This is a genomic window from Klebsiella sp. B345 (assembly GCF_051131735.1).
GTDB lineage: Bacteria > Pseudomonadota > Gammaproteobacteria > Enterobacterales > Enterobacteriaceae > Klebsiella.
This window is the reverse complement of sequence record NZ_CP180443.1, coordinates 394929-416040: the sequence shown is the minus strand read 5'-3', so window position 1 is coordinate 416040 and position 21112 is coordinate 394929. Positions and strand designations below refer to the sequence as shown.

Annotated in this window: 11 protein-coding genes; 3 read left to right on the top strand and 8 right to left on the bottom strand. The window is 53.1% G+C overall.

The features are described from left to right. Positions 1 to 2: 2 nt before the first annotated feature. From ACMYSO_RS01890 to ACMYSO_RS01870, 5 genes are all read right to left on the bottom strand, one after another. Positions 3 to 710 carry a carboxymuconolactone decarboxylase family protein gene (locus tag ACMYSO_RS01890; protein ID WP_434669000.1) on the bottom strand — a complete coding sequence of 236 codons (708 nt, stop codon included), beginning with the start codon at positions 708 to 710 and terminating at the stop codon, positions 3 to 5. A 34-nt stretch (positions 711 to 744) separates the two neighbouring features. Further along, positions 745 to 1614, bottom strand: a complete 870-nt coding sequence (locus ACMYSO_RS01885; RefSeq protein WP_434668999.1) for an aldo/keto reductase — start codon at positions 1612 to 1614, stop codon at positions 745 to 747. Between the two features lie 363 nt (positions 1615 to 1977). Beyond that, positions 1978 to 4677, bottom strand: coding sequence for a DEAD/DEAH box helicase (locus ACMYSO_RS01880; protein WP_434668998.1), 2700 nt, complete (start codon positions 4675 to 4677; stop codon positions 1978 to 1980). Beyond that, on the bottom strand, positions 4667 to 8671 hold the full coding sequence (locus ACMYSO_RS01875) for a hypothetical protein (RefSeq protein ID WP_434668997.1): 4005 nt from the start codon (positions 8669 to 8671) through the stop codon (positions 4667 to 4669). The genes ACMYSO_RS01880 and ACMYSO_RS01875 overlap by 11 nt, the downstream gene beginning before the upstream one ends. Then, on the bottom strand, positions 8649 to 12173 hold the full coding sequence (locus ACMYSO_RS01870) for a sacsin N-terminal ATP-binding-like domain-containing protein (RefSeq protein WP_434668996.1): 3525 nt from the start codon (positions 12171 to 12173) through the stop codon (positions 8649 to 8651). The genes ACMYSO_RS01875 and ACMYSO_RS01870 overlap by 23 nt, the downstream gene beginning before the upstream one ends. 421 nt (positions 12174 to 12594) lie before the next feature. Between ACMYSO_RS01870 and ACMYSO_RS01865 the strand changes: the two genes are divergently transcribed. Next, the gene (locus tag ACMYSO_RS01865; RefSeq protein ID WP_434668995.1) at positions 12595 to 13788 is read left to right on the top strand and encodes a DUF3300 domain-containing protein; all 1194 of its coding nucleotides are present in this window, start codon (positions 12595 to 12597) and stop codon (positions 13786 to 13788) included. 232 nt (positions 13789 to 14020) lie between these two features. Continuing rightward, on the top strand, positions 14021 to 14632 hold the full coding sequence (locus ACMYSO_RS01860) for a helix-turn-helix domain-containing protein (RefSeq protein ID WP_434668994.1): 612 nt from the start codon (positions 14021 to 14023) through the stop codon (positions 14630 to 14632). A 3-nt stretch (positions 14633 to 14635) separates the two neighbouring features. Here ACMYSO_RS01860 and ACMYSO_RS01855 read toward each other — a convergent pair whose 3' ends face one another. Both ACMYSO_RS01855 and ACMYSO_RS01850 read right to left on the bottom strand, forming a co-directional pair. After that, positions 14636 to 17743, bottom strand: coding sequence for an efflux RND transporter permease subunit (locus ACMYSO_RS01855; protein ID WP_434668993.1), 3108 nt, complete (start codon positions 17741 to 17743; stop codon positions 14636 to 14638). Between the two features lie 3 nt (positions 17744 to 17746). Further along, positions 17747 to 18913 (bottom strand): efflux RND transporter periplasmic adaptor subunit, encoded by a 1167-nt coding sequence (locus ACMYSO_RS01850; RefSeq protein ID WP_434668992.1) that lies wholly within the window; start codon positions 18911 to 18913, stop codon positions 17747 to 17749. Between the two features lie 280 nt (positions 18914 to 19193). Between ACMYSO_RS01850 and ACMYSO_RS01845 the strand changes: the two genes are divergently transcribed. After that, positions 19194 to 19583 carry a hypothetical protein gene (locus ACMYSO_RS01845; RefSeq protein ID WP_434668991.1) on the top strand — a complete coding sequence of 130 codons (390 nt, stop codon included), beginning with the start codon at positions 19194 to 19196 and terminating at the stop codon, positions 19581 to 19583. Positions 19584 to 19614: 31 nt separating this feature from the next. On the opposite strand, the gene yjjJ is transcribed toward ACMYSO_RS01845, so the two are convergent. After that, on the bottom strand, positions 19615 to 20919 hold the full coding sequence (gene yjjJ / locus ACMYSO_RS01840) for a type II toxin-antitoxin system HipA family toxin YjjJ (protein ID WP_434668990.1): 1305 nt from the start codon (positions 20917 to 20919) through the stop codon (positions 19615 to 19617). Positions 20920 to 21112 lie beyond the last annotated feature (193 nt).

The window sequence follows — 21112 nt, the reverse complement described above, 5'->3', positions numbered from 1 at the left end:
GGCTAGTCCGGATTTCTGCTTGCGAACACCTCTTTAAATACCGGTAGCGCCGAGAAGATAGTTGGCCAACCCGACACAAAGGCTAACTGAGTCAATATCTCTGAGGCCTGAGTCTCGGTCAGGCCATTATCCATTGCCCGATTAAGATGATAAGGCACCTGGGCTACCTGGCCGGCCGTCACCAGTGCACTTACCGTGACCAGACTTCTGTCGCGTGGTGCCAGACCAGGCCGCAACCACAGGTCGAGGAATAGCGCCTCAGTCGTGTACTTCACCACGCCCGGCGAAACCTTACCAAAGTTTGACCCGACCAGGGTGGCACGTTTGTTTTCCGTCTCTTCATCCAGAGGGAGAAAATCCACTGTCTCACCCGGCAATGACGCCATATCAATATGGCGTTGCACAAAAATGTTATGTGCGACCAGCGCCGCAGCGGTAGCATTTGGCCAGCCGGCGTAAAAGGCTAAGTGGGTAATCGTCTCCGCAATTTCCGCTGGCTTCACGCCACTGTCCAGCGCAACGCTAAGATACTGGGGAAGTTCAGCCCTGTCGTTACGGCTGATAAGCGCCGCAACCGTCACTAAGCTGCGGTCACGACGGGATAATTCCGGACGATTCCAGAGATCCTTTTGAATAAATCGTTCAGCATACGCAGCCATCGCGGGCGCGACTTCAGCAACAATGCTATGCGTATTATCTTCTGGCTTCATTTTTGAACTCCTGTTTGGCGTGGTCTAATTTAAATCAATCGTGAATTTTTACGCCAAGGCAACCACGAACAAACTCAGGGCTAAAGTGTTTTACCGATTCACCAACATAGCCTAAATCAAGAGCGCTAATTTGTGCCATTTCACCGTCGGTCAATGAAAAATCCCAGATGGCAATATTTTCTTCAATGCGCTGCCGATGAGTGGATTTAGGGATAACCGTAACGCCGCGTTGAATATTCCAGCGCAATATAACCTGAGAAATTGATTTTTGATGCGCGTCAGCAATATGCTGGAGCATTTTATTTTCAAACGGATTATGTCTGCCACCGCCTAATGGTGCCCAGGCCTCTGGCTGAACGCCATAGTATTTCATCGTTTCCAACGCCTCGGGTTGTGCAAAGTAAGGATGCAGTTCAACCTGGTTCACCATCGGTTTGATTCTGACGGTCTCACAAAAGTTTGTTAATACGTGAGCATAAAAATTGGATACGCCAATGGCCTTAAGCTTACCTTCGTCGTAAGCATCTTCTAATGCCCGCCACGCGCTAAAATAGTCGCGCATCGCCTGGTGCAATAAGTAAAGGTCAAAGTATTCAAGGCCCGATTTTGCTAACGACGCCGCGATGCCTTTTCTGGCTGTATCGTAGTTAGCCATGTCCTGAACCCATAGCTTTGAGGTAATAAATAACTCTTCACGTGTGCACAAGCCTTCAGCGATAGCCTCACGAACTGCGTCACCAACCGCGTCTTCATTGCCATACACTGCGGCAGTATCAATGAGGCGATAACCGGCGCGAATGGCAGTTAACACAGACTGTTTGCACTCGTCTTTGTTGGTGACCTGAAAAACACCAAAACCTGCCATCGGCATTTTACTGTTATTGCTTAATACTGAAAATTCCACTGTGAGTACCTCCACCCTGTAAGAGCCTTCAGTTTAAGATAAAAAACTAACCTCGATTAGTAGGCCAATTGCGAATGCATTTGTGCAAAAAATTCATTAATGAACAGACCCATGATTCTGGATGTGAACATTTTTAGCGGACGTTCTACAAAACCTGATTACGGGTAGCGTGTTTGAGCAGGCGCATACTCCCGAAATATCCTCACCCGACTACAGGGATTTACTCTGACGACTCCGGGAAGTGAAGTCATATATTCTGTGCGATGGCGTTGCCAATTACGATGGGGAGACATTAATGATGATTGCCGGGAAAATGGAGGCAGGTTTGGGGCAGCGCCTGCCCCACGTAATGGATCCGCTTGATTAACCCGCGTTTGTCTCGCTGCCTACATACGGTAAAAAAGTCGCTATCAACGAATAAGTGACATGCTCATAGGGTAGGTTCATTATCGGTAACCGTGTTTCTAGCTCCTTTTCCATTTCGGCAAGACACGCGTTGTAATCAAACTGGTATTCCGTATTCCAGAAAACATCCCTGGCATTTCTAGGGACCTTTTCGTATATACCGGAAAGTTCAAGCATGAGTTCTTCATTAATAAGCAGCCTGAACTCTGGGCCTGCACGCAGGCCAACGATGGTAAATGACTGGTTACCGTTATCACCGGTAACCTGATCCCGGAGCAAATAAACGAATAACGGAGCCTCTATGCCTTTTGCAATGGCCGCCGTCGCATCAAACTGCTCCGCCTGGTTTATCGCTTTATCGAAAATGGGGTGGCCAATGCCCAGGATTTCGATTTTTTTATCCTTTACAGAACGGTCAAATGACAGCGCATCGTAGCGGCGCCTGATCCCGAACTGATTACTCCAGATTTTAGGCGTTTTAAAACTTATCAGCCCTTCGTCACTTGTCTCAAGGCGATGACCGTTCAGCTTGAGCATGTTATCAAAGAAGCCTTGCATATTAATAAGATCGAGTTTCGGGACCTCACCGAGATTCTGGTATTCGAACTTTTCCGCATGGCCAATCAGATTTTTAACCACGCTTACGGCTGACTGCCCGCCAAACGTTCCTGTTCGGGAGTCGAACCATTTTTTCAGGCTCTCCGGATCTTCGGCCAGGCCTTCTGAGAATAGCGTATTGAAAAAACCTTTATCCGTCATACCAAGAATGAGCTGTAAAAGGTCTTCCGGCTCTTCCATCGCTGCGCCCAAAGAGCGCATGACGTTTTCAATTTTGGTATTTAACAGATCCCAGATCCTTGACTCTACGGTGTCCGGGTTGCGTAAAGCGATGACTTCTACCTGCTGGCGCTGCCCATAGCGATTGAGTCGACCGACACGTTGATGCAGACGCATCGGGTTCCATGGAAGGTCTACATGGATCATGGAATAGCAATTATCCTGCAGATCGATCCCTTCCCCGCCAGCTTCGGTACAAATAATAAATCTGATGCTCCCTTCTTTAAACTGTCCCGCAGCATCATAGCGATTCATTGACCAGCTAAAGCGCTCTCCAGACTCATTAACAATACCGTCCAGACGACCTTCACCATTGATAAAACCGACTGAACCAAAACCATAGCGTTGATGTAACGTATTGGCGATAAGTGCCTGAGTGGCCTTATATTCCGTGAAGAAGACAACCGTACGGTCCTTGAACTCATTTTCCAGTACATTGATCAACGTTTGGATCTTTGTTTCCTGTTGAACCTCCGATGCCAGAAGCTGCAGCTCTTCAAGCATGGGCAATTCATTCTCCATCAGGGCCACCTGTACCGACATGCTGGCATATTCCGCTTCCAGCTCGACGTATTGGTCATCCAGCTCGGGGGATTCCAGCTCTTCAGCAAGGAGCAATAGCGCTTGCCCAATATCTTGTAAACGGAGCTTACTTTCTCCAAGTCGACGGATGCGGCCGCTGATTGCCGCATAAATGGCGGCGACCGAGCTGGCTGCCAGTTTTTGCATCGCAATCAGTACCAGTTGTACGGCACGTTGATCCACTTTCGTCAGAGAGGAGGCATAGGCCTGGCCGGTCAGAATAAAGGTGGTTAATTTGTCATAAAATGCCTGCTCGGCGGCAGAGAACATATACGTTCTGGAGCCAACCTGGACGGGTTTAAACAGCTTGTTCCCTTCCATGTCGGTGACCTGCTGTTTATTATTTCTGATGACGACCTGTTTAACCCCAGCAAGCTGCAGATCGGCCGCTTTATGTGGTTCAAACAGATCGGGCCGCAGCAGTTGCAGTAATGCGAAAAAGCCGTAGTCTTTGCCGCGATGGGGAGTGGCGGTGAAAAACAGCCGTGACTCAAATTTATGATGCTCTATTAAGTTCTGTATAAAGCGATAGCCCTGCGTTGCGCCAGTATCTTCCTGATTATTGAGGTGATGGGCTTCATCAACGATCAACAGATCCCAGTTTTCGGCATTAAGCATTCGATCGTGGCGGCCATGGCTGTCTTTGCGCAATGTCGGCAACGATGCCACAACCTGATCGTGCGTATTCCAGTAATCAGAGCGTTCCGTATCAATATCCGGGGAATAGAGCGTCAGCCGGATATCGAACATCAGACGCAGGCGTTCCTGCCATTGGCTTACCAGCGAAGCCGGTGTCAGCACCAGCAAACGCCGCACACGCTTTTTTGCAATCAGTGGCCATAAGATTAAACCTGCTTCGATGGTTTTACCCAGCCCCACATCATCGGCAATTAATTTCTGAACCGGCCATTTTCGCAGAACGTTGTGACATACCCATAGCTGATGCGGCAGCAGGTTGATGCGTGACGTAGAGAACACTCCCCAGCTATCATTAATCGAGCGGATGGCTAATGCCTGACAGCGGGCTATGACTTCTCGCAGGTTATCAAACTCGCCTTCGGCAATAGCATCACGGGAGCTTTTAACGGGCTCCAGTTCGTCAACCGGGCGCTCCTGAAAGCCGCTTTCAAAGCGCACCAGCGCGGTGCCATTGCGGACCAGCTGCACTTCACCAATCCCAAAACGCGGATGTCTGACCTGGCTACCTGCGGTTAAGACCATGTCATCGTCACTCATCATTTTTCTCATTCCAGCTGCCTATTTCCAGAATTTTTGCCAGGCGTTCCCGATTATCACTTCTGGCCAGAACGCGTAATGGAATATCAAACGCACCGTTAAAGGTGGCCTTCTCTTCCCCCAAATGTCGGCAGAGAAAAGCGTGGATTTCCTTCGAATGCTCTGCCGAGGCTGAATCCAGCTGCAATCCCCCTTCTGGCAGCCGATGACTTAACAAGTCTCTGACCCCAGCGGAAGCCATGTAACAGTGCGGCGCTAATGAGTGATCTTCATATACATGATGGCGGCATAGCTCACGCAGGATGAAATTCACGCCGATGCCAAGCGTGGATTTCAACTCAGGCGGCGCAAAATTGCTGCCGGACAACATCGCGCTCTGCCCCGGCTGGATAAGGTCGCTAATATTTGGCAGCCCCGACTCCGCAGACCAGAAGAGATCGATATAATCCGTCAGGTTACTGGAGAAACGGTACAGCGGCAGTATCTGCAGCCATACCCGATATGCTTCACCGGTGATGGATTTTGCCAGATAGCGATCCATCACCTCAAACCAGTCGTCCGCATTATCCGTCCGCACGAACACATCCCACCATTTCTGTTGGCTGAAAAACTTCAGCGCATCGCGATGCTGATACTCCCGGGTACGTCCCAGGGTCTGGCAGGAACCTAAGAACAGTAACTGGAGCCACGCTTTGTTAAAGCGCTCGGGATGTTCATCCTCTTTGATAGCCAACCATTCAAACTGACCATCCGGATAAAGTTCATTGTCATAGGTGGTGCGTTCCGGTGCCTCTTTCTCCCACCACTCATAGATGCGCTCCAGCGCCTCGGTCAGGCCCAGCGTTGATCGGCCCTCTTTGCTAAGCTGCTCATGAATTCGCTTGTTGCGTTCATGTTCCGTTATCATGCGAACATTACGGAAAATATCGATATATTTTCGCTGCCAGCCCCATTTTTGTAGATGCTGAACATCAATCGTAAATAGCCAGTGAGGAGCCTGTGTCGCTTTGAAACCATCGGCCAGCGCCTCACCGTGGAGCCCAGCAACAAGATACCAGCACAGTGCTTTCTGTTTACGCGGGTCAGACGCAAGCTCCTGCGATTTTGCCCACTTATCCAGTGTTTCCACGTTATATGGTCGCGTAGCGCGCCGACATCTGTCGATAAATCGAATATCACTTTCGCTATACTGAGACGACAGAATGAAAGCATGCGGAGCAAAATCGATCACCAAATTTTCATCCCCGCTCGGATGTTGTGCCTGACGCAACAGCGCTTCCTTAACCGGCCGGTGGGCATGGTTTTCCATCAATACGGTGACTTTAGCCAATCGTTCTTTGAACCGTTCGACCTGTTCCAGCGTCGCCTTCTCTTTGTTAAGCAGATTATCAAACGTTTCATTAAAAACAGGTTGAAGCTGTGCAGCCTTAGACGGAGACAGATAACCATCATCCAACTCTTCGTCCAGTAGCGTCTCCAGTTCCAGTGCAGGAACAAGCAGGCCTGAATCGATTAGCGATCGCCCTACCGCAAAGCTGACTAGCTGCCCTTGCTGGAAATAGCGTTGTAAGGTGGACAGCCCCGAGACATGCGACGAGATATTGCTCAGTAACTCGCTTGCCCGATGGGTGACGGTGGTCATTGAGATGAGCGGTACTGATGCCCCCTTCAATCCTGTGGGCAGCGCTTTGTGCGAGCGATAGAACGCCAGGATCCCGCCGCTGTCAGCGTTGAACATGTGCAGAATCAAATCAGCGTAAGAATCTGCGCCGCTGTCACTTTCTGCCTGGCTTTTTGCGCCAGGAATGCTCTCCTGCAGCACCTGCCACAGATTCCCCCAGAACGTGGCGAAGTCGGTCTCATCATCCAGTTCCCACTCCGCTTTTATCTCCCGCCAGTTGTTCTGGCTACGCTGGAAGAGCTGGGACAGGAAATACGCCAGCTTGCCGCCCAGTTCAGTGAAGAGTTGCCGGTTATGCGCAGAGGTAATTGCCAACTGGTTACGGCCAATATCCACATCGAAATTCGCGTTGATAGCAAAACCGAGTTTAATATCCCCCAGCAGCGGCGCCAGATTCCACAGGCGTGGAATACTGTAATGATTCCCCAATGGAAGTGGCCCCTGCGGTCCCCGGCGGAAAATAAAGCTCCCTGCGTCGGTTTTCAGGGCCGCAATCGTGATATCGCTCTTGCGCTTCGACGACGATACCCGTACTGAGCCAAAACTTAAGCCTTCAATCAGTTCGCTGGATTTCGGTTTCCAGTGATACGACTCATCGTTGAGTTGAATCGTATGGATCTGCCTGGCAAAGACCGGTAATAAAGCCACGTGTCTGCTGAAAGACTGCAGCACGTTATCAGCGTTGAACGATTCCAGCAGCGGTAATGACACCAACGTCGGTTTGTAGCTTCCCTCCAGACGCTCTTCACGCACCAGTTTGAACAAGGCATCATGATCCTCGCTGACGTTAGGTAAAATCCCGCCCTCAATCTGCACGGCCAGGCGCCCTGAAACAATATGCGGCTTGTCGGTAACGAGCAGGCAGCTTTTGAAGCCCAGTCCAAATTTCCCGGTGGTTTTCTCATCTTTGTTGGAACGATTCCGGGCAATCATTTTCTCAAGATCGGTCTTAAATCTGAAGTCGGTGCCATCAATGGCACTGCCCGCGGCGCGGAACTGGTTAACCTCACGTCCCCAGTTAAAAAATTGCAGCTCACGGTGACGAACCCGCACTTTAAATATGCTGCGGTCATTAATTTCAGCTTCGCCAACGCCCAGTTTTGCCAGTTCAATGAGCGCGTCATCCGCATTCTGGAATAATTCGAAGGGGATACTCTGCGGATGGTACTGTGCCTGGGTTATCTTATGGCGAACCGCCTGCAGAATGGCCATTTGCAGGTCACTACGATTCTCAATTTCAGCGCTAATCTTCTCAAGCGCCCGGGCGCGAGCATGCTCATTGAAGCGCCCTTTTTCGGGATCCCGTGCCTCATAATACCCCTCAAGCAGCCTTGCCAGGGGAGCATCATGCAGTCGCAGCTCTTCCAGTTGATATACGATGCTGTCGAGCATCGTTATTTTGGCGGTCAGAATATCCAGCTGTTCAGCACCGGTGAATTTGCCCCAGATATGATCAAGTGAGAGTCGTTGACCGTAGACTTTTTCCAACAACAGTTCGGCACTCTGCTTTAAAATTTCCAGCAGACGCACTTCCCCCATTTCCATAACCGGCAGCTTGCGCAGCATCAGGCCTATTTTGGTTGAGCTGGCAAAACGGTGTCTTTCCCAGATAAATAACGTGCGTGCATCGGATTCCAGCTCTATTTCTATCGGGTTGTTCAGAATGGAGTGAACTGTCGCCATGTCCCCTTCAAACTGGGTCAGAGAGAACTGCATCGAGGAGACCGCCTGCCGGAGCGATTTACCCGGGAAGAGCACTGGATTATCCGGTTCCGAAGTCAGTACCTTCCAGTTTTGCCCCATTTTGCCGATCAGATCATCGACGGTATGCTGCCCGAGATATGGGAGGCTCGCGGCTTCGACCCCAGATGTACCGGACATCAACAGCATGTTGGCGGCGATCGCTAAGCCATTCGTAACCTGACTTTGCCAGTGAGAGAAATAGGATTCCAGAATACCGGCCGTGCCCAAAAAGGCCGTATTGTCAGCCAGCGCGAGGGCGGAGTCCGTCGCTGAGGCCGCCTGCACACGCTCTGGCAGCGCAGATTTGATGATTTGCCAGTCCTGTTCATGGATCAGCGCTTTTGCTGCCGCACCGATAACCCCGTAACAGAGCTGCGTTGCGCTCACGTAGCTGTTGGCCTGGGTGCGTAATGTTAACGTTGGCAACAGAGCATGCGCCGAAGAACTGGCACATATCGCGCTAAGCAGCGCTCCCCGAAGCTGTGCAACCTGCTCCGCCGGGATCCCCAGAGAGACCAAACGCTCATGTGCCTGAACCAGCAGGCCGGCATCAACCAGGTTTCCGGTTAGCATTTCCGCGCCCGCGGGAAAAAATAGCGCCACCGCTGGAAACGTTAAAGCATTCAATGAGCAGCTTCCATCCTTTGAGCGCGCTAAAGACGTCAGCATAATTCGCCGCCTGCTGTAGCACTTCCGCTGTCGGTCGGCATTGACCAATCTGATAACCCGGCGTGGTTGCCGCTATTTTTAACGCAGCGGCAACGGTTTCATCCGCACTATTCAGCAACAGCGGCCTAATCAGTGCAAGATCGTGTGTATTATCAGTATCTAACTGTTCGCTGAAGAAAAGCTGGTGACTCTCTTTGCTGAGCAGATAACAGGCGCGCCAGTTTTCAGGCTGGCCGGCTATCACGTAAGCGGGAGCAACGGGATGGCCATTGGCCAGTAGCCAGGGCCTTGTTTTGAGTTCGCAAAGTTCCGGTAATCGGCCTGACTGGTGTAACTGTTCAATAATAAAGCGATTGTAGCGTGATGGCGTTTGCTGGCTGAGAGCGAGGGCAATCGCCCTCTTCGCATCAATTCCCTGCAAAATGCTATCCTGACGTTTCTGAACCTCACGCGTTAATGCGCGTTCGATCCAGATCACCGATTGTGCCAGCATGTCGGGAAGCGGATAGTCACTGTACAGCGCGCAATGCTCTGTAATGGAGACAAATTCACCGTTAACCGTTCTGTGCAGAGGGAGCTGCTGCCAGATGGTGTCATCTTCAATGTAACGCAGGATCTCTTCTGCATATTCCTGCGATTGCACCAGCGAAGAAAAATCAACGGCAAGAATATCGTCGCCAAGCGCCTCCAGCACATTGCGGGCATTCATCTCTTTAAGATTAAGACGCTCTCTTTCCTGGTAGTTAAACCGCAGGGCGTGAGAAAGTGCATAGGGAATGATGTGCCAGTCCTTATCACTGGCCAGCGTCTCTTTATGCAACAAGGACCAAACCGGGTTTTCCTGAACAACGGACCAGAGTTCACAGGACGGGTCGGTATCCAGTTTGCAGGCATGAAGTAAATAGCGCACGGCAAGTTGTTCTTCGATGCTTAATGCGCTTTCTATCTGCAGCTTCGCGACCAGTTCCGCGCGGCGTTCTGCTTGCGCCAGCATTGGCCTTTCTTCCAGCAAACGCAGTACGGCCTGGGTGTCGCAGGCGGAGACTTTGCCGTTAAACAGCCTGTCGTTAACCTCTTTATTGATAAAGACAATGTGGCGATCCTGCAAAGCGTCTTCGAGAAGCTCGCCAAGCTGATAACTTCCGGCCTCTCCGCGGCGGAACAGACGGCGCTGCTGGAAAAGCGCCTGCAGCGTCCGCCGGGATTCCAGAAATGACCTGGACTGGCCCGCACGATAGGCCCTGAACAGCTTGATCGTATCGCGCTTTGTCAGTATTTCATCTCTATCGTGGGCGGTCAGCGACGAGAGAAGTTCGAGTGAAGCCTTCTCCTTTCGTTCATCCTGAATAGCACTCCCGGCAATGGCGACCAGACATTTATCTGCATCGTCAATATTCAGCGTACCCGTACTGCGTTCACGTTCGGGAACGACACAGGCCGGAACGAACACGCGGCCGATCTCGAGTACCGGAAGCGTATCCCATAAGCGCTGCTCATCCTTTTCAATTAAAAACACCCACCGAAACGTCTCGGGAATAAAACTCAGGAATCGCCAGACGGCTGTTTTGTTGGCGGATAACTCTGGTAATTTCATGTCCGCCATTACGTTTTTCGCCAGGCGAATTAATGCTTCCAGACAACGTATATTGCTCTTCAGAAACGACTCAGGAAGGCTTGCGAGGAATTCGTTAAGATAACCAAGTTGGATTTGAGACCCAAACACGCGTGGGGAGATTGACCTCAGGAGCGCGCTAATCTCTTCGCTCTGCCAGTGAGCATTCTGCTGAGCCAGGATATTGGGTTTACCGAGTTCAAATAACGTATAGCCTTCAGCCAGTGTTTTTAGCTCAGGTAACGTATCCCAGACGCGATCGTAGTCATTAGAGACCGGCGCAGGAAGCGGTCGTGTTGGTTGATGTCCTGTAATAAGCGACCAACGGCTTCGTTCTCCCGGCAGCATCTGGAAAACCCACTGATGCTTCGCGGTGGCATGGCTCTGGTAACGGCTTCCTTCATTGCTGTTAAAATATCTTTGTAATCCTTCGCTTAGCGCCATGATTTGCTCACTCGTCAGAGAGAGCCGGGCGGCCCCCAGGCTAACCGAGGCTAAAACCTGCGCCAGCGTGCCCTCATTGGCCAGCAGGCGGTTCCATTCGTGGGTGACGTTCTCTTCGGAGCTGGGTTCAAGGGCGGTATTCCCACCAATGCTCTGCCGACCGTGAATGCCTACGCGCCCTGCATCAATAAAGAAATAGCCGTGGAGGAATATCTCAAAGCTGGTATTGCCTGTGATGTGGGTGACGAACGCCTGCTTTGATTGAGAGACATCCTGATCTCCCAGCGGCAGGAACACCGCCCAGCGAACGGTCAGCGTCGCCTGCTCATCCCCTGCTTTTCTGGCAAGCAGCACGACCGCTGCATGAGGCTTTGTTTTGTCCTCAATTTTCTGCTCAGCACCGGCAGCATTTCGCCCGTAGCTGATCGGCCAAAATTGATGGGCTTTCAGTTGCGCAAAAGGCGCTGACGCCAGCATGGTCTCCACGCCAACGTAGCTAAGGGGAGATAGCATGTCACCCTGAGCGGATTGCAGGGCGATCTTCCCCTGCCAGTTTTGAACCGGGCCGGTATCCGGGAAAGTACATCTGCCAGAGCCATCCTGCAGTTGCACAGTAAAAAGCGGTGTTGCCGCATCCACTGTCACCGTGTATCCGGCAATATTTTTGAGTGTTTTCAACATGGGCAACAGATGCCCTAGTTGTACAGGCAGACGAGGATCGGTAATAAATGAAGGTGCCGCACGCTCAAAATCGGGGCTATTGATGATGTAATTGTATTGCTCACCCCGTGCTGCGGCGATGGACTCCGAGCGCAGCGGGATCCAGACAATAAATGTGTAGTCCTTAGCAGCAAAACCGGCATCCACTGACGCGATGGTGTTTTGCAGCAGTTGTTTATCGCTGTCACTGAACGACTCCCAGCCTGGACGTTCTGCGCTCCATGGGTTTAGTACATCCGCTTTTGCATACTGCCCTTTATGTTCCTGCCAGTCGCTACCGACATAAAAATAGACCTCACCCAGATGAAAAAGGCTTTTCATTCCCAGGCCAAACTTGCCGACTGCATGTTGATTACCGGCTTTGCTGCCTAAACCAATTGAACGGATCCCCTTCGCATCTGCCTCGCTCAGCCTGGCATCATTGACAAAGAATATGGCCGGGTCACGTAATAAAGGGTGCTCAGCCTCCTCAAGACCCTCATGCCAACCGAGTATTAGCGACTCAGCCCTGGCGTCATCCGCATTTTGAACAATTTCTTTCAGTACGGGGAAACCGCTTTTGTAACGATCTCGTAAGTTATCAGCAATGAGTTGAATATCACTCAGAGGGTCTCGAATAAAGCCTGACATGAGGTAGTCCTTTAATGCGTGGTTTTATACCATACGCTAAAACTACTAAGACAAGAATATTCTTAATCAAGTTTTATACGGAAAAGCATCAGGTAGTCTTAGTTCATATAATAGACAATTAAAACTGACTGAACTGTGTAAAAAGGCTACTAAATTGACCGTTTAACATTAGTTCATCAAATCAGTCACCCCAAGGTTAAATTTTTATAATAAGAACAATGTGGTAATTGCTGCATCATCCATGATTTAAATTCATCCTAAACATAAATTAACAACAATATGCCTTGATTTAATATACCCGCCCTCGCCTCACCAGCCATCAACTGAGGCGGGAGTGCCAAATGGAACTCTTATTTCCTTGAGCCGCCAGCGTCGATCGGTTTCCATAACATATTCCAAATACGTCTTCTTACAGGTGATTATGGTGAAAAACCGTTATGCGTTATGCGGCGTACTAGCGCTACTCTTGCCGCTGGTGGGTTGCGACCAGAAGGCCGTCGATACCCCGCCGCCGGCCCCGTATGCGACATCGTCAGTGGTACAACATCCGCTGATCGGTGCCGATGAGCTTTACTCGCTGGTATCACCGATTGCCCTTTTCCCCGATAGCCTGCTGGCGCAGGTGCTGGCCGCCAGCACCGTGCCCGATGCGGTCACGGCTGCTTATCAGTGGCAGCGCGAGCACAGCACGCTGAAAGGCGAGACGTTGACTTTACAACTGAAGATGCAAGACTGGCCCGCCGCGGTGAAATCGCTGATTACGTTCCCGGATGTGCTGGCGCAGATGGCGCTGAATATCCCGTGGACCCACCAGCTTGGCGATGCTTATACCCGCCAGCCAGCGGATGTGATGAACGCCGTGCAGGTACTGCGTGAGCGAGCGCAGCAAAGTGGCGCCCTGAAATCTACGCCACAGCAGCAGGTCCACAGTGCGCCTTCAATCGCACAGGCCAGCGCCGCCAAATCAGTACCCGCAACCCCTCGGACCATTACGATCGCACCGACCCAGGCCGGAGTGGTGTATGTGCCGGTGTATCCGCCGACCGTGTACGGCAATCCACCCGTTATCTACTATCCGGGCTACGTTCCACCACCGTCATACAGCAGTGCGGACATGGTGGCCACAGGCCTCATCAGTTTTACTGCCGGGGTGATGGTTGGCGCGGCCATGGATAACAACTGGGGCTGGAACAGTTGGCATATGCACTGGGGCGCTAGCCCGACGGTTATCTACAACAACCGGACCTTTGTAAACCGTACCCTGGTGAATGCGCACCCGGCATTCCATCAGCCGGTGTTGGCACCCGGTCCGGTGCGCGTCCCGCATTTTTCTCCGGTACATAATACTTTTTCGCCAGCGCATATTGCCTCGTTTAACGGTACGCGGGTTAACACGCCGCCGCGTTACCATCAGCAACCCCATGTCAATCACCTGCCAATGGCGCCGGGTCCGGTCAGGCTGTCACCGAAGCAGCAGAACGGTCTGGATCGACAGGCCGCCAGGATGCCACCGCGAATGACCCTGCCTAATCGTTTTGACCCGCGCCAGGGGCTGATGGCCTCCATCAAAAGTGACGATCGCTTTGGCGGACGGATGGCAACTCGCCGTTGGTAACCCCCCTCTGACGTCCCCTAAAAGCAGTGGCTCCCGGTCGCTGTTTTTTTGTTTCTGCCTCTGAGAGAGGCTTACAGAAACCCGTTTGAAGCACTACGGTTATTACTCTATGGTGTAGGTATCTTTTTAAAAACAATGACACCTGCAGCACGTCTACTCGTATGGCTTCTGAATGACAACAACGCCAAAGCTTCATCCTGACGACCCCTTTCAGCTAACGCTGGATAAAATCATGGACCTAAAGCCGCTGGAAAGTATCGAGCGGCTGATGGCTGTCCTGCTGCCGCAGGCCGATGAAATCGTCACGCGCCGCCCGCGCAGTTTTCACAAAAATGGTCCGGAAATTTACCTGCTGAAGAACGGGAATTTCTGGCTGCACCGCCGTGTGGACGATTTGCAAATGAGCATGGCGAAGGCCCCGCATATTTTTGGCCTGGCTGAACTGGTTATTCCGGTGGGAGACACTACCTACGTCAAATTTGCTGCCGATAGCGAGGTTTATGCGCTTTCCGGGGCAAAAGCGCAGGCGTTGCTGAATCAACAACCTGCCCTGTGGCAGGACGTTTCCCGGGTGCTCGCCTTCCACCTGCATTTCTCTACCTGGCGTGACCTGCACCTGTTGAATGACAATGCCTACGACACTATTCGCGGCAAGCTGCTGGAACTGGAAAAACACGATGAAACGCTGCGGAAATCGACCACAATCCTCAATTACATTCTCGGAACGACCAAGCTGTCACGCAGTACGATCCTGCGGGTGATGAAAAATCTAACGGATGGTGGATATCTGGAAGCGCAACGGGGGAAACTGATCCGCATCGTTCACCTGCCGCTGCGCTATTAGACCTTATTTTTTGCGGTTAACGCAGCGCATCACCACGACATAGAATACCGGGACAAAGAAGATGGCGAGCAGCGTGGCGCTGATCATCCCGCCCATCACCCCGGTACCGACGGCGTTTTGCGCCCCGCTGCCGGCACCATCGCTTATCACCAGCGGCAGCACGCCGAGAATGAAGGCCAGCGAGGTCATTAGGATCGGCCGCAGACGCAGGCGCACCGCCTCAAGGGTTGCCGCAATGAGATCCTTACCCTCTTTCTCTATCAGTTCTTTGGCGAACTCAACGATTAAAATCGCATTCTTCGCCGACAGGCCGATGGTGGTGAGCAACCCGACCTGGAAATAGACGTCGTTGTTCAGCCCGCGCAACATCGCGCCAGTCAGGGCGCCAATCACCCCGAGCGGTACCACCAGGATCACCGCCAACGGCACAGACCAGCTCTCATACAATGCCGCGAGGCACAGGAACACCACCACCAGCGAAATGGCGTACAGCGCCGGAGCCTGGCTGCCCGAAAGCTGCTGCTGATATGACATGCCGGTCCACTGATAGCCAAAGCCCTGCGGCAGCTTAGCGGCCAGTTTAGCCATCAGCATCATTGCCTGGCCGGAGCTGCGCCCTGGGGCCGGTTCGCCGAGGATCTCCATCGACGGTTGACCGTTGTAACGCTCCAGACGCGGTGAGCCGTATTGCCACTTCGCCGTAGCGAATGCCGAAAATGGCACCATCTGGTCGTGTTTACCTTTGACGTACCAGCTATTGATATCATCAGGCAGCATACGGTATGGCTCATCGGCCTGAACGTAGACTTTTTTAACCCGCCCGCGGTCAAGGAAATCATTAACGTAGGTCCCACCAAGCGCCGTGGAAATCGTTTGGTTTATGGCATCGTTGCTGACGCCCAGCGCTTCGGCTTTCTCCTGATCGATTTCCAGCTTCATTTGCGGTGCATCTTCCAGGCCGTTAGGACGAATTTTAGTCACCACGTTCGGGTATTTATGCGCCATAAACAGCAACTGATTACGCGCTTTGGTCAGCGCCGCATGCCCCTGATTGGCTTTATCGATAAGTTCGAAGTCAAAGCCTGTCGCGGTACCCAGATCGGTAATAGCCGGCAGATTAAAGGCGAACGCCACGCCGTCTTTGATCTGCTGATGAAACGCGATATTGGCGCGGTGAATAATCGCCTCCACATGGTTTGCCGTGCCGCTGCGCTGGCTCCAGTCTTTCAGGCTGACGAACGCCAGGCCGTTATTCTGCCCGTTACCGTTGAAGCCAAAGCCCGCAACGGTAAACACCGAATTAACGTTTTTCGCTTCTTTATGCAGATAATACTGCGTCACTTTATCCAGACTTGCCTGGGTGCGTGCCTGAGTGGCCCCGGACGGCAGCTGCACCATATTCATAAATACGCCCTGATCTTCGTCCGGCAGGAACGATGTCGGCAGCAGAATAAACATCGCCGCCATACCCAGCACAATCACCAGATACAGAGCCATCATGCGGCCCGTTTTATGAATAATGCGCCCGACGCTGCCTGCATAGTGATCGGTGCTGCTGGCGAACATCCGGTTGAACCAGGCGAAAAAACCTTTTTGCGGCGCATGGTTTCCCGGTTTGAGGATCGTGGCACACAGCGCGGGCGTGAGGATCATCGCCGTCAGCACCGACAGCACCATGGCCGAGACGATGGTCACCGAGAACTGGCGATAGATAGCCCCGGTAGAGCCCCCGAAGAACGCCATCGGGATAAACACCGCCGACAGCACCATGGTGATACCCACCAGCGCCCCCTGGATCTGCGACATCGATTTACGCGTCGCCTCTTTCGGCGAGAGCCCCTCCTCCATCATCACGCGTTCGACGTTTTCGACCACCACTATGGCGTCATCCACCAGCAGGCCTATCGCCAGCACCATGCCGAACATCGTCAGGGTGTTTATCGAGAAGCCAAACAGCGCCAGCACTGCAAAGGTCCCCAGCAGCACCACCGGAACGGCGATGGTGGGGATCAGCGTGGCCCTCAGGTTCTGCATAAACAGATACATCACAAGGAACACCAGGACGATCGCTTCAAGCAGCGTTGTCACCACGTCGTGAATGGAGATTTTAACAAACGGCGTGGTGTCATACGGATAGACCACCCGCATGCCCTGCGGGAAGAACGGTTTCAGGTTGTCGATGACCTCTTTCACCGCTTTAGCGGTATCCAGCGCGTTCGCCCCGGTAGCAAGCTTGATACCAAGCCCGGCGGCTGGGCGTCCGTTATATTCGGCGCTGGAACTGTAGTTCTCACTGCCTAGCTCAATGCGCGCCACGTCACGCAGCCGCACCTGCGAGCCGTCTTCGTTCACCCGTAGAATGATGTCACCAAACTGCTGTGGCGTGCTAAGACGCGTCTGGGCGATGATCGACGCATTCATCCGCTGCATCTGCGGCGCCGGCAGCGCGCCGAGCTGGCCGCCGGCAATCTGGTTGTTTTGCGACTTGATGGCCCGCACCACGTCTTCTGTGGTGAGCTGATAGTTGTTGAGCTTGTTAGGATCCAACCACACGCGCATCGCATACTGCGCGCCGAACAGCTGCACCTGGCCGACCCCCTGGGTCCGACCGATGGGATCCTGCACCGTCGACGCCACGTAATCGGCCAGATCCGCCTGGGTCAGCGAGCTGCCCTTCGCGCCGGTAAAACCCACCACCATCAGGAAGCTGCTGCTGGCCTTCTGCACGTTGATACCCATGCTCTGTACCGTCTGCGGCAACAACGGCATCGCCAGTTGCAGTTTGTTCTGCACCTGCACCTGGGCAATATCCGGATCGGTTCCGTTGGCAAAAGTCAGGGTGATGGTGGCATTGCCCATCGCATCACTGTTGGAAGACATGTACATCAGGCCATCAAGGCCATTCATCTTCTGTTCGATAACCTGCGTCACCGTATCCTGCACGGTTTTAGCATCAGCCCCCGGATAGCTGGCCGTGATTTGCACCGCCGGTGGCGCAATCGTTGGATATTGCGAAACGGGAAGCTTAAGGATCGCCAGACCGCCCGCCAGCATCAGCACGATGGCTATGACCCAGGCGAAGATAGGCCGATTAATAAAGAAGCTCGACATCACTTATTTCCCCGTTCCGTTAGCCCAGGCCGCCATGCTGTCATCTTCGGTCGCTTTTACCGGCATTCCTGGACGCAGCATCAGCTGGCCGGTAACAATCACCCGGTCGCCCGCCTGCAGGCCGGAAGAGACGCGCCATTGGTTGCTCATCGCCTGGGCCGCAACCACCGGGCGCAGCTGCGCTTTGTTGTCTTTATCCACCACCAGGGCGGTGGCATCACCATGAGGCGTGCGGGCAATCGCCTGCTGAGGTACCAACAGGGCGTTCTCGCGAACCCCTTCGGTCAGAAATGCCCGCACAAACATCCCGGGCAGCAAAATATTATCGGGGTTAGGACAGACGGCGCGGATCGTAATCGACCCCGTGGTTTGATCCACCGTGACATCGGAAAATTCAAGCTTGCATTGCTGCGGGTAAAGACGCCCGTTATCCATCTGCAGCATCACGTCGGCTTTGCCGTCCTGCTGCTGTATCTCGCCTTTCTCCAGCTCGCTTTTCAGGCGCAGATAATCATCGCTGGATTGCGTAACATCGACATACACCGGGTCGAGCTGCTGCACGGTAGCCAGCGCGGAGGACTGGGCATTGGTCACCAGCGCCCCTTCGGTCACGCTTGATTTACCAATCACTCCGGAAATCGGTGAAGTGACATGGGTGTAGTTGAGGTTGATTTGCGCCGTCTGCACTTCCGACAGCATCGCCACCACCTGCGCATCGGCCTGCTCGGCGCTGGCAACTGCCGCGTCGTAATCCTGCTGGCTGACATAGTGATTTTTGATAAGCGCGCGCTCGCGACCGGCGGTCAGATGTGCCTGCACTGCTGCCGCTTTGGCTTTGGCCAGGTCGCCTTTTGCGTTACTCAACGCCGCCTCATAGGGGGCTGGGTCGATCTGATACAGCGACTCTCCCGCCTTCACATGGCTGCCTTCAACAAAATTGCGTTTGAGGATAATCCCGTTCACCTGGGGGCGAACGTCGGCCACGCGAAATGCCAGGACGCGGCCCGGCAGCTCTGTTTTTACCGGCAGGGACTGGGAGCGCAATGTCACGACCCCTACCGCGTGTGCTGGCGTCCCGGCCGTCGGGGTGGCCGGGCGATCGCATGCCGTTAACAGGGTAGCGCATGATATCAGCAAACCACCCGACAGCATTCTGTGAAGCGTATTCATTATATAATTCCGCCTGATAAGTCCGAGAAAATATTGTTATTTATATCGAGGGAGGAACTATACAAAATAGCGACGGTGAAAAGAGTTTCATTTGGGACTGCTTATTTCTTGCCAGAAAACTACCGTGCCGATTACCGTATTTCCAGCGCCACCGGACTCTGCTCTGAGGGCGCAAAACTGCAGGTGCTGTAAAACTTGAAAGTCCGATTCCTCTGCCGCACAGGCTCTTTGCGGCAGAGGCTTTTTCGGGCACGACCAACCATAATATGGAGCACGACATATGAAACTTAATACTATTATTATTGGCCTGAGTTCACTTATTTTCTCTGGTATGACCCTGGCCGCCGAAGCCCCAACAAACCCTGAAGAAATGGGCGGCGCTCTGCATTTAAATAAACAACAGAAAGACCAGCTTATTCAGCTTCACGCCACCGCCGAGCAATGTTTTAATAATATCGATAGCGGAAAGTATCAGCCGCACCTGTTCGTTGAGATGGTGAAAAAGGGCAAAGTGGACGAAGCGACATTCACCCAACAAATGGCCATTCAGAACAAGCTCCATGACCAGGCCGCGCACTGCAAAATCACCTACTACACCAGCGTCAGCAATATGCTGAGCGCGGATCAAAAACAGAAGCTGGTAGAGATGTATCAGAAAGACATGCAGTAGCGTTTAAAAGGCGCAGCGGCGCCTTTTGTTATTAGCCCAGACGTGATATCCGCACCCGCGCCTCGTCAAGGTGGCTGCGTAACGCCGCCAGACACGGGGCGAACTGCGGGGAGAAACGGCGGCACTCACTGATTAACGTGAAGAACTCTTCAGCCAGCGCCAGGGCTTCGCGCCAGACTTCACCATCGATCGCCTCAAGCAGCGTTGCGGGCCGCAGCGTATTCACCATGGCGCCACCGGATTTAGGGGCAAACCCCATGGGCAGAATGTCGTAGGCTGGCGCAAGGTGGTACGGGCGGCCATGGCTGCTGAGGAACGACAGATTACCGTGGTGCATGTCGGTATTGCCGATCAGCATGCCAAACGCCCAGAGCCGTGCCGTCCCCATGGCGGCATCAGGATGAACCAGCTGCTGCTTCACCAGTTCATTAACCAGAACGGGCCAGCAGTCTCTCGCCCGACCAACAAACTCCGCCTCCAGCGCCCGCAAAGAAAACAGACCAATACGGCCTAGCGGCCCGGTGCGATCGAACCGGGGGATCTCCAGGAAGCGCTGTCCGCCAAAATCAAACACCTCGGTGTTGACTCCCAGCACTTTCAGAGCGAGATGCTCGGCCTGCAGCAGGTCGCGCCAGCGTTCGCTGACGGGGTTATCGTCCAGCGCGGTGAATTTCACCAGCACATGGCCGCGGTCGGTATAGGTGCAGAATTTTGGCTGCTCACCACCAGCAGATGACCCCGGAACTTCGCCGGAGCTCACCGCCAGCGCCAGCGTGGGATAGGTCGTGGCGCGATCCACCGCTTTAGGCTCCGCCATTTCCAGGAACTGGGTTCTGGCCCGCTCCCCGATCAGGAGATTCCCCACCGCATCGTGCCCATGCGTCAGCAGCGCGCTAATCACCTCGGTGTCCGTCCACACTTCCGGATTGGGCGACAACCCCAGAGCGGTTGAATGCGCGGAGGCATATGCTCGACCAAGGTAGCCCTGCGGTCGCATGTCGAACAACCACCACGGCAGGCCGTCGCTATGCAGACAGACGTTATCAGTCTGCTCCATGACATACCCGCCGGGATGAACCGGAATGAGTTTCCCGAGGGGTTTGATTTGCCCCTCTTCAGTGATGCGGTAAATAGGGACGGAACTGAACCCGCGAAACGCGTCGCGCAACGCATACTGAATAGATGGTCCGGCACCAATTCGTACGACATCATCGCCCAGCGCTTTTAACGCACGGGAAACTGTGGGCTGACTAATGCCCATTATTTCAGTTAGTTGCCTTACAGGCGTAGGCCCCTGGCGTAGCAACTGGCGGATGGTGTCAGAACGGTTTGTCATGGCGATGAATCACTTTATGAATAGATAAGTGAATAGATTTTTGAATAACTAACTTATCAGTTATTCGATCATATGTCATCTGCGCCGGACGCTTCTTTGCCAATATGCCAACGTCAGGCAGGCTGATTAAGGATTGTGTCTTACAAATCAATGGACACGCGCCCCGTCTGTGATAGTTTTTTTACAAGGGCAG

Bases quoted from the DNA above. Each gene is read 5' to 3' on its own strand.
- ACMYSO_RS01855 (WP_434668993.1), bottom strand. From the start codon at position 17,743: ATGTCGAGCTTCTTTATTAATCGGCCTATCTTCGCCTGGGTCATAGCC.
- ACMYSO_RS01865 (WP_434668995.1), top strand. From the start codon at position 12,595: ATGGTGAAAAACCGTTATGCGTTATGCGGCGTACTAGCGCTACTCTTG.
- ACMYSO_RS01860 (WP_434668994.1), top strand. From the start codon at position 14,021: ATGGACCTAAAGCCGCTGGAAAGTATCGAGCGGCTGATGGCTGTCCTG.
- ACMYSO_RS01890 (WP_434669000.1), bottom strand. From the start codon at position 710: ATGAAGCCAGAAGATAATACGCATAGCATTGTTGCTGAAGTCGCGCCC.
- ACMYSO_RS01850 (WP_434668992.1), bottom strand. From the start codon at position 18,913: ATGAATACGCTTCACAGAATGCTGTCGGGTGGTTTGCTGATATCATGC.
- ACMYSO_RS01880 (WP_434668998.1), bottom strand. From the start codon at position 4,677: ATGATGAGTGACGATGACATGGTCTTAACCGCAGGTAGCCAGGTCAGA.
- yjjJ (WP_434668990.1), bottom strand. From the start codon at position 20,919: ATGACAAACCGTTCTGACACCATCCGCCAGTTGCTACGCCAGGGGCCT.
- ACMYSO_RS01845 (WP_434668991.1), top strand. From the start codon at position 19,194: ATGAAACTTAATACTATTATTATTGGCCTGAGTTCACTTATTTTCTCT.
- ACMYSO_RS01875 (WP_434668997.1), bottom strand. From the start codon at position 8,671: ATGCTAACCGGAAACCTGGTTGATGCCGGCCTGCTGGTTCAGGCACAT.
- ACMYSO_RS01870 (WP_434668996.1), bottom strand. From the start codon at position 12,173: ATGTCAGGCTTTATTCGAGACCCTCTGAGTGATATTCAACTCATTGCT.